The organism is Peribacillus frigoritolerans (genome assembly GCF_040250305.1).
GTDB lineage: Bacteria > Bacillota > Bacilli > Bacillales > DSM-1321 > Peribacillus.
In genome coordinates this window covers 606,722-619,450 of record NZ_CP158190.1, presented here as the reverse complement: position 1 = coordinate 619,450, position 12,729 = coordinate 606,722, and the positions used below count along the sequence as shown (strand labels likewise).

Here is a 12,729-nt window from a genome sequence, read left to right as displayed (position 1 = left end):
TATGGACCATTTAGTCTTTGAAGTGGGAACTGCCCTTCTTCTAGTGGCATTAGCCGCTCTCGTAGCAGGTAAATTCAAAATATCGAATGTTCCACTATTAATTATCATCGGGATGCTCGTTGGCCCCCATGCCCCGCACTTCGGATTAATTGACCTGCGTTTCATCGAAAGCGATGAAATCATAGCATTCCTCGGTCGGGTCGGTATTTTATTCCTTCTGTTTTACCTAGGGCTTGAATTTTCCGTCAAAAAGCTTATGAAATCCGGGAAAAATATCGTGACAGGCGGAACCTATTACATTTTAATCAACGTGGGAATGGCCTTGCTGTACGGTTTCCTGCTCGGTCTTCCATTGAAAGAGGTTCTGATATTAACCGGGATCATCAGTTTTTCTTCAAGTGCCATTGTGGCAAAGGTGCTTGTGGACCTTAAAAGGACCGGTAACAATGAAACGGAGCTAATCCTTGGCATCATCATGTTTGAAGATATCTTCCTCGCTGTTTATTTATCAGTCGTATCCGGATTGGTATTAAGCTCTTCTGGTTCCGTTTGGGGAACATTACTTTCTACATTTATCGCGATTGGGTATATGCTGATATTTTTCGTTATCGCCCGGAAAGCATCTGGGGTCCTTAACAAATTATTCAATATCTCCTCCGATGAGATTTTTATCATCGTCGTGTTCGCATTACTATTCTTCATTGCCGGTTTCTCGGAAACGATTCATGTTGCGGAAGCCATTGGTGCATTACTGCTCGGCCTAGTCTTTTCTGAAACGGAACATAGCGACAGGATCGAGAAACTTGTCATTCCCTTTCGAGACTTCTTCGGGGCCATATTTTTCTTCAGCTTTGGCTTGAGTATCGATCCGACAACCCTTGGCGGAGCTGTCTGGATGGTTCTTGGAGCCGTCATCATCACCATCATCGGTAACTTTGCAGCTGGTATGATCGCTGGACTCAAATCCGGTTTATCTCACAGAGCTTCCGCAAACATCGGTTTAACGATCGTTTCACGCGGCGAATTCTCCATCATTTTAGCCAACTTAGGCATTGCAGGCGGTTTAATGCCTATACTAACCCCGTTTGCGGCACTTTATGTTTTAACCTTAGCGATTCTTGGGCCAATCCTTACCAAAGAATCCAAACACATCTATAATATCCTAAATAAAGTATTCAAATGGACCCCTCCGAAGGTTCAGAAGGAACAGGGAAAAGAAGTGCAATAGAGAAAAGCTGCCAGACAGCAATGTCTGGCAGCTTTTCTGTTTACCTTTATAAATTCACTTAATTAGCTATTATACTTGTTTTAAAGAGGGCATAAAATCATACCTAGCAGTAGTGTTGGCATTATTGATAGGCTTGAAGTATCGAATGCTTATCAGTTAGTCGCTTGCTGTACGAATCTTCAATCCTGATTTTCCCTGGCATGTTACTCGCCTTTCCCCGTAAAAAAAGCATTGAAAAAAGAACTGGCTAAGGTTGGTCATCCCATCATTCCGGCATATCATTGTCACAAGCTTTTACAAGTGCCCGGATTAGAGCTTTCAATTTCTTTTCTTTTGAGGATTAACTTATATGAACAGAGGGAAAAGAAGCAATAACCTAAGTAACTATTCAGGAGTGATGCCCAGATGAATAAGTCGATAAAATTTTCAAAGAAACTGATTAAAGAAATAAAGGAAGATCGTGTGACCGGGCTGGCAGCAGAACAAGCTTATTACTATCTACTGGCACTATTCCCTTTGCTCATTTTACTGCTGTCCTTATTACCTTATCTGAACATCGATATTCAGACTGCCCTGGACACGATAAAAACCTTCATGCCTGCGGAAACGATGGAAGTCATCGAGAAAAATATCATTAACATATTATCTGAACGGAACGGCGGCTTACTGACTTTTGGTTTCCTTGGCACCATATGGTCCGCTTCCAATGGAATGAATGCGTTCATCCATTCCATGAATATTGCCTATGATGTTGAAGAAACAAGGAATTTCATTAAAGCCCGCTTCATCTCCATTGTATTGACATTAGGCCTGGTTGTGGCATTCATCGTCATGTTGGGTCTCCCCGTCTTCGGAAAAGTGATCATCGATTTATTACAGCAAGTCATTCCGATCCCTGAAGAAACGCAAATAATATTCAGCTTATTACGGTGGGTTATCGCGGTTGTGGTCATATCACTTGTCCTGACCTTTTTATATCGCTTTGCACCGAATAAAAGTTTTCCCATTAAACATGTCATCCCTGGGGCAGTGACCGCAACTGTACTTTGGCTGGGAATCTCACTTGGATTTTCATTCTATGTCAGTAATTTTGCCAACTATTCTTCTACTTACGGCAGTTTAGGAGGCGTCATCATCTTGATGCTATGGCTGTATTTGAGTGGTCTGATTTTTGTGATCGGCGGAGAAATCAATGCAATTCTCCATCGCCAAAACTCCATTCCAATTAAACCATCCCGCACTATTGTCCATCCTGTCCCGCTTAAAAGGTAAAAACATGAATTACGACAAAAGATAGAAAAGCGGCTGTCCCATTCGGACAGCCGCTTTCCTATTCATCCCTTATTGACAAACTCTTCATATCTTTCATCATGGGCCAGCCATGCCGCGTATTTCCGCTTCATGTATTTTTCCGCTTCCGTAAATGTATCGAATGTTTTTTTCTGTTGTTTTCCGTTGATTTCAACGATCCATTGCTCTTCTTCATCTTCATAAATGAATATGTCCTGTTTGTCTCTCGTTGAATATAGGCAGCCCTCTGGGGATTCCTTTACATTCAGTTGATTCTTATGTGCGTCTCGTTTAAGGGGCTCGGCAAAGAAGGTCTTTTCGACATATTGGCTATATGCCTTTTCGGACATGGTACAACCTGCCGCTTTTTGGTGGCCGCCCCCATCGTACTTGCCAGCAACTTCAGAAACATCAATATCGTCGTGAATTGTCCGGAAGCTGATTCTTTTACTTCCAACCATCAGGATCGCTATATAATCAAGATGCGAGAACTCTTTCGACAGTTCATTACCCAATTCTGAGTGATATGACTCTGCATGGACCACACCAGCTGTATGGGGACCGACCGTAGCCTGATAGACTTCTCTTTTTTTCCTGTTTATGTACCGATCTACCCGACTCTCTTCAACATTCAGAAGGGTCTGCTCCACTTCGTCAAAAGCAAAACTTTCAGCCGTCGACAGCTTATTTGCGATTTTCATTTCGAATTCCTCTATCGGAATCATGAAAAACAGGTCATTCAATCGTTTTGCCGTTGTATTTTTATTGACTTCCCATTCCCAAGTATCGTATTGTCGGACCAATTCAACGAATTCAGCGACAATGCTTGAAGGTTCCAGGTATTTATTTTCAACTGCATACTGATAGAATAATGATGTCGCTGCCGTCTGTTTACCATCTTCCTGTTCGACAGTTACAGATGCCCAATCATGTTCGTTCAAATGCAATGCTGACTTATGATGATCAATCAGCAGAGCTTTGCCTCCATCTTCCACAAACTGAGTAATCATTTTTTCGTTATCTTCATCAACCGATAGATCAGTAACGATCAATGTATCTTCAAGCTTGGCTTGCTCAAGAAATGCTCCTACGTTCTGATTGAGGCGACCAATTGAATTATAACTTACCACTACTTCTTCTCCGAAGGCCAACTTAGCTATAATGCCGCAGCCGACTCCATCTAAATCATTATGTGTAAAGAGATGGTACACACAAACCCCTCCTAGTAACTAATAAATTTACTTTTCCCTAAAGACATGAATTTCAATTGCAATCTTTACAATTGTAGCATAATCATATCCGCATATTTTATCATGCTTCCATTGCGTGATGCTTTTGTTCGTTTTTTTTTTGAAAAATTCCCTAATGATTCTTTATTTTCCATAATTTATACGTATATATAAGGAAAACACATTACTTTGAAACCGAGATATTTTCATTAAAGGGATTTCGGTGAGTGTCGATGAGCAGCATTTCCTAATCGATCAATGGCTAGGAACTTTACGAACTTTAAAGAATTGCTTAATGGTTTAAGAAGGGCTGACTCAATCAGACCCAAGATCCAGTACATCAAAAAAAGCCGCAGGAATGTTATTCCATGCGGCTTCCTTATGTGAAATCACTGTTCTATCAATTTTCCAAGGTTGGCCATTTCAATGGCACTAACGGCCGCTTCATAGCCTTTGTTACCTGATTTTGTTCCAGCACGTTCAATGGCTTGTTCAATATTTTCAGTTGTCAGCAAACCGAAGATAACCGGTACACCCGTTTCCAAGGAAACGGAAGCCATGCCTTTAGCTGCTTCATTACAGACATAATCATAATGTGAAGTGGCACCCCTGATTACCGTTCCAAGACCGATTACCGCATCATATTTACCTGTATTCACAAGTTTCTTAGCAATTAACGGAAGTTCAAAAGCACCCGGGACCCAAGCGATGTCAACATCATTCTCATCTACGCCATGACGCTTAAGACCATCCAATGCCCCTCCTAAAAGCTTACTTGTGATAAACTCATTAAATCTTCCTACCACAATGCCGACTTTCAATCCTGATCCGATTAATTGTGCTTCAATAGTTTTCCCCATGTCCAATTCCTCCTAATTTTTAAAAACAATATTATTTTTTGTTCTGTTAAGATGTAATTCCTTAAATCCTCAAGCTTTAGGGATGTTCAGTTCAAGCTCCTGTTTCCCGATCGTATCATTTTGTTGAAGATAGCGAATCAAATCGGCTATCGTAATGAATTTCAGATTGAATTTATCAGCGATGACTTCTAAATCGGATACCCGGGCCATCGATCCATCTTCATTCATGATTTCACAAATGACACCAGCTGGAGCGGCACCGCATAACTTCGCCAAGTCCACCGATGCCTCTGTATGTCCTGCCCTCCTTAATACGCCACCTTCTTTTGCGACTATCGGGAAAGTGTGACCAGGCCTTTGGAAATCTTCAGCGACCGAATCTTCATTAAGAAGCTCAAGGATGGTCAAGGACCTTTCAAAAGCACTGATTCCTGTAGAGGTGCTTTTATGATCGACACTTACCGTAAAAGCAGTGCCATGATGATCGGTATTTTCTCCTACCATAGGATGCAGTTTCAATTTTGCTGCCAGTTCTTCAGTGATGGTTGTACAAATCAAACCACGTCCATGAGTCGCCATGAAATTAATCGCTTCCGGTGTCGCCTTTTCGGCCAGCACTACAAAATCCCCTTCATTTTCACGGTCTTCATCATCGGATACGATTACTACCTTGCCAGCCTTCAAATCTTCTATCGCTTCTTCTATTGTATGGAACATCATTACACCGCCCTTTTATTAGAATCCATGCTCTGCCAAAAACTCTAAATTCAGTCCTGGTTTTGGATTGCCATTTTTCATTTGATGTATTATATATTTCCCTATCATGTCGTTTTCGATGTTAACAATATCGCCAGCCGCTTTTTGTCCCAATATGGTGTCCTGATGAGTCAATGGAATCAGTGATACAGTCAATAGGTTCCTTTCGATTCCAAATATCGTCAAACTCGTTCCATCAATGGCCACGGATCCTTTTGGAATGCAAAAGGCACTGAGCCCCTCTTCCAATTGGATTACATAATATACGGCATTTTCTTTCCGTTCTTTTTTTATGATCGTTCCGGTTCCGTCGATATGACCTGAAACAAAATGACCGCCAAACCTTCCCTGTGCACTCATGGCTCGTTCAAGATTCACAGGTGATCCCAATTTCAATGTCCGGATCGAGGAAGCTTTGACCGTTTCCGGCATCACGTCGACCGTAAACAAACTTTTCGTGAAGGACGTTACCGTTAAGCAGACTCCGTTTACTGAAATACTATCCCCCAGATGAACATCTTGAAGGACTTTTTCAGAACGAATCGATAACTCCATACTGCTTTTTCCTTTTTTCATGGAATGTACGGTACCGATATCCTCAATGATTCCCGTAAACATGTTTTTCCCCCTTTTATAAAATATAAAAAACCCCTTAGGATGACCTAAGGAGTTAGCAGGAGAAATGAGTGAAAAAAATTGTATACCTAAAAAGCCTAATATTTTCATTTTTGAAAAATTAGGCGTACGTATACACTTGGGTTCCACACGTCCTTCTCCCATCCAGACTTTACTGTCGGCTTTGGAATCTCACCAAATCCTGCCTTTAACAGGCTCGCGGGCTTAGAATTTCTTCATCACCGCCGGTTGGGATTTTCACCCGACCCCGAAGGACTAAAATAATATGAATCTTTGAATATTTTATCACCATAAAGTGAAGATGTAAAATTTCTAACCTTAAATGGTTCAATGGTTACAGAAACTTCCTCCCTTTATGAAAAATCGACCCCCAAGTCCCCGATGTGCTCCAAAGAGGTTAATCAGGCTAAATTTGTGGAATAGGGTTAGAGAATCACAATTCATATAAGGAGGAAGCCATAATGCTTATTTCCATCATCAACTTGATTTTCTATCTGTTCGTCGTCACGATGAATTTTTTAGCTAATTTCCTGCCATTGAACGGCCAGACATCAGGAGAGATTTCCGATAAACTTGATGTCCTTTTCACTCCTGCCGGATATGTATTTTCCATATGGGGCTTGATCTATTTCCTGCTCGCCATCTGGGTATTCAGGCAGTTCTTAAGCAAACATCAAAACAGCCCTGCTTATAAGGCATCCTTCCCTTGGTTCGCTTTAAGCTGTGTCTTGAATGGAGCTTGGCTTTTGGCTTGGCACTATGAACACTTTTTGTTATCCGTATTCATTATCATTGCTCTTTTGGCTACTTTAATGGTCATTTATACAAGCATAAAAAAGGTGGAGCACACTCCTTTCGACCTATTTCCGTTTTCCGTTTATACAGGCTGGGTAAGTGTTGCAACGATCGCTGACATTTCTTATTACCTCACGTATATCAAATGGGACGGCTTTGGGGTTTCAAGTTTAGCCTGGACGATCGTCCTGCTGATTGCAGCAACAATCCTGGCTTTTGTCTTTGCAGGTAAAAACCGGGATTGGTGCTATCCTCTCGTATTCGTTTGGGCGTTCATAGGCATCGGGATACGAAATAGCTCCGCCTATCCGGTTATTACGGACATTTCTTATATCCTGGCTGTCATCACTTTTGTCGTATCCATCACCATCTTCATTAAAAATAGAAGAAAAATGGTAGCTTAAAATGCTTGCTGAAGATCTTGCCAGACATCCTGCCAAGCTTCTAGGCCAACTGAGAGACGGACCAGCTGGTCACTGATGCCCATTTGTTTCCGTGAATCTTCAGGAACGGCAGAGTGCGTCATGGTAGCGGGATGCTGGATCAATGTTTCGGTATCCCCAAGACTTACGGCAATTTTGATTAGTTTCAATTTATTGAGGAATTCCTGTGCATCCTGTTTTGTGCCATGCAATTCGAAAGAGATAAGGCCGCCGCCATGTTTCATCTGTTTGTGCATTATATAATGGTCCGGTGAAGCTTCATCACCTGGATAATATACCTTTTTCACCTTTGGATGTTTCTTAAGTTCATGAAAGATTTCCATTGCATTGGCCGAATGACGGTCCATCCTGACAGGCAAGGTCTTTAACCCCCGCAATAGTAACCAAGCATCGAAAGGTGAAATGATTCCACCGATATCCTTCTGTGTAGTCCCAGCTACCTGATTCATGAATTCCTTCTTACCTACGACAAGTCCTGCAACGACATCCCCATGCCCGCAAAGATATTTCGTAGCGCTATGAAGGACGATATCACAGCCATACTCAAGCGGTCTCTGTAGGTATGGCGTCGAAAACGTATTATCCACTACGAACGTCACATTATATTCCTTCGCAACTTTCACCACCATCTGTAAGTCAATCATTTTCATCGTCGGATTGATCGGGGTTTCTACATAGATGCAGGTCGTTTCCGGCCGGATCATTTTCCTTACCTGTTCTTCTGTATCCATTTCACAAAAATCATGAGTGATGCGGTATTTATTTTTCATTAGCTGCAGGAGGCCAAATGTACAACCATATAACCCCTGTGAGCACAGGATGTGGTCATCTGTTTTCGTTAACGCAAAAAGCACAGCTGAAACGGCAGCCATGCCTGAACCGAAAGCAAGGCCAGCTTCCCCGCCTTCCAAAGCGGCAATCTTTTCTTCAAGCACCTGTACCGTTGGATTTCCAAGTCGCGAATAAATATATCCATCTTCCACACCGGCAAAACGCCTCTCCCCTTGCTCGGCATTTTCGAAAGTGAATGTTGAGGTTTGGAATAAGGGTGTTGCCAAACTTCCTAAATGCTTCTTCGAGTCATATCCTTCATGGATGACTGCCGTTTCAAATTGTTTATACTTTCCTGTCATACCGTCTCCTCCTAACCTATGTCTATTGCTATCATATGTCAAAAACCCATACAAAGGAAGCGTTTTCATTCATGATTATCACCCATAAATGAACTCCTGAATTTAGTAAATATAATATGATTTCTCCGAGGGCAATAGATGAACAAGTTCAGTTGGATTCTGCAAATTGAGCAACTCTTTTTAAACCTACGGGCATTCGTAAAAAAAGGACAGCCGCCATGGCCGTCCCTTTTTGCGAATCATTCATCGACTACGATGTTTCCACCATAGAAGGTTACTCTCGTTAATGGTAGCTCAAGTTCACGAGCCATTTTTTTCAACTCTCGCTCTTCTCTTTCCGTTACGATTGAAATGACAGTGCCATCTGCACCTGCACGCCCAGTTCTCCCGGATCTATGGATATATTGTTCGATGTTGTCAGCCATATCAATATGGACGACCGCAGTAAGGCCTTTAATATCCAGCCCCCTTGCCGCTACATCCGTTGCTATCAGCATCGGGGATTTTCCGGAACGAAGCTTGCGCAGCGCTTTCTCCCTGTCGATTTTATTGGATTCGCCGTGAAGCACGCCCATTTCAATACCTTTATAGCTCAGCTTTTCATGTAAGACGCTCAGCTCTGCTATATCATTCAGGAAGGCAAGGGCCTTCACATCTTTAATTCTTGTGATTTTCTCCAGAATCTTGGACTTTTCCCGTCTCTCAACAACAAAGTAAAGATGGTCCACCTTTGATTCCATTTTTTCATGCTTATCAACCTTGATCATTTCGGGTTCATTCATGAATCCCCTTGCCGCTTTTTCCGTTTCCTCCGGCAGGGTCGCTGAAAACACCATGATTTGCCGGTCTTTTAGCGTTGTTTTGATAATATTATTGATCGTTCCCATATGCTCCGGAGTGATCAATTGGTCACCTTCATCAAGTACTATCGTCTTAACTTCATGCATCTTCAATTTCTTTTGGGCAATTAATTCGTAAATCCGTCCCGGTGTTCCAGCAATCACCTGTGGACGCTTCTTCAGTTTGTCCAACTGCCTTTTCACATTAGCACCGCCGATGAATGCTGCACCTGTAATGCCACTTCCCTCTGACCAAATGCGAATTTCTTCATTGATTTGCATGACCAGTTCTCGTGATGATGCCAAAATCAAAGCTTGGGGCGATTTTTTTTCAGGATCTATCTTTTCCAGCAAAGGCAGTAAATATGCTAATGTTTTCCCTGTACCTGTCGGTGATTCGGCCATGATATCTTTTCCCTCGACTATCACGGGAATCGCTTTCGTTTGAATTGGGGTAAGTTGTCCGAATCCGGACTTTTTCCAGACCTCTTGTATATATGGTTTTCTATCGTTTATTAATGCAGGTAATTCGCTCATATCGTTCTCCTTTAATATAAAACTTTTCCTATCTTTCATAGTACCATTTATTCTTGTCCAGTAGCCAACGGAATGCGAATTGTAACCGTCGTCCCTTTGTTTATCTCACTTTCAAAATGCATTTCCCCCTGAAGGCGATGAACGATCTTCCGGCAAATTGCAAGCCCGATCCCTGTGCCCTTTTCCTTCGTGGAGTAAAAAGGCTCACCAATCCGTTCAAGACGCTCGGGCCCCATTCCCATGCCATTATCACTCACGCTGACTACAGCTTGTCCATCGATGATTTGCAGCGAAATTTCAATTTCCCCATTATCCTTTATCGCTTCAATGCTGTTCTTTATGATATTGATTACCAACTGTTTAAGTTCAATTGAATCAGCCATAATATAAATCGGTTCGGCAGTTTTAACCCTGAACCCCATTTCGATATTATTCAAATTCGTTTCTGCTTTCATCAACGTGAATACCTGCTGTAAACTGTCGGCAAGATCGATCCTGCGAAATGCGACATCCTGTTTCTTCCCGAGAACCAAAAGTTCACTTGAGATAATATTGATTCGGTCAATTTCCTTTAACATAATATCGGAATGCAGCGGGTTTACTTCCTTGGTCATATCCATTAACTGTACGAATCCTTTTAACGATGTCAGTGGATTCCTTATCTCATGTGCGACGGCGGCAGCCAGATGTCCGATAACAGATAGCTTTTCAGACATGATCATCAATTCCTCTTCGCGCCGCAATTCAGTAATATCCCTAACGATTGCATATACCCCTAGCATTTCCGCGTGAACGATGATCGGTAAAAAGGTCACACGGATTATCCGTTTTTCATCACTGCTATTCTGGATGGTCGTTTCGAATTTAACAGCCTCCCCTTGAAGGGACTGTAAAAAGAATTCAGATACTTTATCACTTTCATTCCAGTTGAGGAGATGATTCGCATTCTTACCTTTCAAATTGTCACTATTATGACCCAACAGTTTCTCAGCTTCCGGGTTTAGCGAAACAACATTTCCTTCGAGATTAAGCTCAAGGACACAATCCGGGTTATGCTTGAACAGCGACCGATACTGTTCATCCTTCAGATTGAATTCCTGTTGGGACCTCAACATTTTACCCGTCCAATACCTGATTATGAAGTATAGGAAAAGCCCGGTTATGAAAATGAACATCCACCCTTTGGAATGTTGAAACATTGCATATATCTGAACATCTGCCCTTGCCTGTGTCATAGAGATGTAATCCGTAACGACAATCCATAAGACCCCAATGATTATATATATAAAAGCCACTTTACATGCAATTTTATGAGATTGGTTCATATTTTTTCCTTTGTATTGTTTTTGGTTTATTATTCCCAAATCACTCAAAAAAAGCCCTCATGTTTTAAACATAAGGACTCTATCGATATTGTACCATATATATTGCAATCATTGTTTTATATCGCTAAAAAATCCAGAGCATTTTAACTGGACCTTCAATGATCAAGAGAGGTTTTTAATGGCTTGATTGAATTCTTCTTCTATATCTTTTGTAGGCTTGGCCGTTAATAAGCTGAAAACGACCACCGCTATTGAACCAGCGATGAAACCAGGAATGATTTCGTATACTTCAGCGAACTTATCGATCATATCCCAGACGATCACGGTTGCCGTACCGACAATCATTCCCGCCAGGGCTCCCCATTTCGTCATTCGTTTCCAGTACAGGCTTAACAGAATGACAGGACCGAATGCCGCTCCGAAACCAGCCCATGCATAACCCACCAATTTAAGGATCGTACCGCTTGGATTAAACGCCAATAATAAGGCAATGGCAGATATCGCCAATACACCAAACCGACCTACCAGCACTAATTCCTTATCAGACGCCTTCGGCCGAATGAACTGCTTATAGAAATCATCGGTCAGGGCACTTGCAGATACTAACAGCTGAGATGCAATCGTACTCATGACCGCTGCTAAAATCGCAGCCAACAAAAAGCCTGTAATTAGGGAAGGAAACAGTTCTTTAGCTAAAATGATGAAGACGGACTCAGCATTTTTTTCCCCTAAAGGACTGCTTGTCAGGTTAAAATAAGCAATCCCCACCAACCCGGTGAACATCGCTCCGACGATGGCAAAAATCATCCAGCCCATACCGATCCGACGTGCGCTTTTCAATTCTTTAACAGATGAAACCGCCATGAATCGAACGATTATATGAGGCTGTCCGAAATAACCAAGCCCCCATGCCAGAAGAGATATGATGCCAATGGTTGATGTTCCTTCAAAAACATGCATTAAATTCGGGTTGATCGAATTTATTTCATTGAAGGTGGGATCCCAGCCTCCAATATTTACAATCGTGACAACCGGTACTAGAATTAAGGCAATGAACATAATCGTACCTTGTACGAAGTCCGTCCAGCTAACAGCCAGGAATCCGCCGAATAATGTATAAAGAATAACGACGCTCGCCGTCAGCCAAATGCCCCAACGGTAATCCAAATTGAATGCCGTGCGGAAAAGCTCGCCGCCTGCTACCATACCTGAAGATGTGTAAAAGGTGAAGAAAATTAAAATGACCGATGCCGATACCACTTTTAAGACCCGGGAGCCATCCTTGAACCGATTTCCCAAAAAGTCGGGAATCGTAATCGAATTGCCGGCTACTTCCGTATATGTCCGAAGTCTTGGTGCCACGAATAGCCAGTTTAAATAAGACCCTGCACACAGTCCGACGACAATCCAGCCAGCACTCAACCCGCTTATGTACATTGCACCCGGAAGACCCATCAACAGCCAGCCGCTCATATCAGAAGCACCTGCACTCAATGCAGTTACAGCCGGGCCCAAATTCCGGCCGCCAAGCATGTAATCGGTTAAGTTTGCCGTTTTCCGATAGGCCAAATAACCAATTAACAGCATGCCGGCCATGTATATACCAATTGATATTATAATTCCGTAATCCAAAAATGAATCCCCCTAGGTTAATTTTT

General features: G+C 42.2%; 10 protein-coding genes, 1 pseudogene and 1 riboswitch. Of the genes and pseudogenes, 3 read left to right on the top strand and 8 right to left on the bottom strand.

Annotated features, from left to right (window positions below):
* The first annotated feature begins 1 nt into the window (after position 1).
* Both ABOA58_RS02975 and ABOA58_RS02970 read left to right on the top strand, forming a co-directional pair.
* A complete protein-coding gene (locus ABOA58_RS02975; protein WP_350301142.1) occupies positions 2-1,228 on the top strand; it encodes a cation:proton antiporter in 1,227 nt (408 codons plus the stop codon).
* Between the two features lie 405 nt (positions 1,229-1,633).
* The gene (locus tag ABOA58_RS02970) at positions 1,634-2,500 is read left to right on the top strand and encodes a YihY/virulence factor BrkB family protein (RefSeq protein WP_350301141.1); all 867 of its coding nucleotides are present in this window, start codon (positions 1,634-1,636) and stop codon (positions 2,498-2,500) included.
* A gap of 62 nt (positions 2,501-2,562) precedes the next feature.
* On the opposite strand, the gene ABOA58_RS02965 is transcribed toward ABOA58_RS02970, so the two are convergent.
* The 4 genes and pseudogenes from ABOA58_RS02965 to ribE form a co-directional block, all read right to left on the bottom strand.
* Positions 2,563-3,729 carry a DHH family phosphoesterase gene (locus ABOA58_RS02965; RefSeq protein ID WP_350301140.1) on the bottom strand — a complete coding sequence of 389 codons (1,167 nt, stop codon included), beginning with the start codon at positions 3,727-3,729 and terminating at the stop codon, positions 2,563-2,565.
* Positions 3,730-4,136: 407 nt separating this feature from the next.
* Entirely contained in the window at positions 4,137-4,607 is a 471-nt protein-coding gene (gene ribH, locus ABOA58_RS02960) for a 6,7-dimethyl-8-ribityllumazine synthase (protein ID WP_048685088.1), read from the bottom strand.
* Between the two features lie 78 nt (positions 4,608-4,685).
* Positions 4,686-5,324 (bottom strand): annotated as a pseudogene (gene ribB, locus ABOA58_RS02955) (3,4-dihydroxy-2-butanone-4-phosphate synthase); the annotation flags it as partial.
* Between the two features lie 18 nt (positions 5,325-5,342).
* Complete coding sequence (ribE, locus tag ABOA58_RS02950) at positions 5,343-5,981, bottom strand: riboflavin synthase (protein WP_350301139.1); 639 nt, start codon at positions 5,979-5,981, stop codon at positions 5,343-5,345.
* A gap of 146 nt (positions 5,982-6,127) precedes the next feature.
* Positions 6,128-6,258: riboswitch (FMN riboswitch) on the bottom strand.
* Positions 6,259-6,460: 202 nt separating this feature from the next.
* Between ribE and ABOA58_RS02945 the strand changes: the two genes are divergently transcribed.
* On the top strand, positions 6,461-7,198 hold the full coding sequence (locus ABOA58_RS02945) for a TspO/MBR family protein (protein ID WP_350301138.1): 738 nt from the start codon (positions 6,461-6,463) through the stop codon (positions 7,196-7,198).
* Here the strand turns inward: ABOA58_RS02945 and megL are convergent.
* From megL to putP, 4 genes are all read right to left on the bottom strand, one after another.
* Positions 7,195-8,370 carry a methionine gamma-lyase gene (megL, locus tag ABOA58_RS02940; protein ID WP_350301137.1) on the bottom strand — a complete coding sequence of 392 codons (1,176 nt, stop codon included), beginning with the start codon at positions 8,368-8,370 and terminating at the stop codon, positions 7,195-7,197. The genes ABOA58_RS02945 and megL overlap by 4 nt on opposite strands.
* Before the next feature lie 239 nt (positions 8,371-8,609).
* On the bottom strand, positions 8,610-9,746 hold the full coding sequence (locus tag ABOA58_RS02935; RefSeq protein WP_350301136.1) for a DEAD/DEAH box helicase: 1,137 nt from the start codon (positions 9,744-9,746) through the stop codon (positions 8,610-8,612).
* Positions 9,747-9,793: 47 nt separating this feature from the next.
* Positions 9,794-11,119, bottom strand: coding sequence for an ATP-binding protein (locus tag ABOA58_RS02930; RefSeq protein WP_350301135.1), 1,326 nt, complete (start codon positions 11,117-11,119; stop codon positions 9,794-9,796).
* A 114-nt stretch (positions 11,120-11,233) separates the two neighbouring features.
* Entirely contained in the window at positions 11,234-12,703 is a 1,470-nt protein-coding gene (gene putP / locus ABOA58_RS02925; protein ID WP_350301134.1) for a sodium/proline symporter PutP, read from the bottom strand.
* Positions 12,704-12,729: the final 26 nt, after the last annotated feature.

Coding starts and splice junctions, on each gene's coding strand:
- ABOA58_RS02975 (WP_350301142.1), top strand. CDS start 2: ATGGACCATTTAGTCTTTGAAGTGGGAACTGCCCTTCTTCTAGTGGCA.
- ABOA58_RS02935 (WP_350301136.1), bottom strand. CDS start 9,746: ATGAGCGAATTACCTGCATTAATAAACGATAGAAAACCATATATACAA.
- megL (WP_350301137.1), bottom strand. CDS start 8,370: ATGACAGGAAAGTATAAACAATTTGAAACGGCAGTCATCCATGAAGGA.
- ABOA58_RS02970 (WP_350301141.1), top strand. CDS start 1,634: ATGAATAAGTCGATAAAATTTTCAAAGAAACTGATTAAAGAAATAAAG.
- ribH (WP_048685088.1), bottom strand. CDS start 4,607: ATGGGGAAAACTATTGAAGCACAATTAATCGGATCAGGATTGAAAGTC.
- ribE (WP_350301139.1), bottom strand. CDS start 5,981: ATGTTTACGGGAATCATTGAGGATATCGGTACCGTACATTCCATGAAA.
- ABOA58_RS02945 (WP_350301138.1), top strand. CDS start 6,461: ATGCTTATTTCCATCATCAACTTGATTTTCTATCTGTTCGTCGTCACG.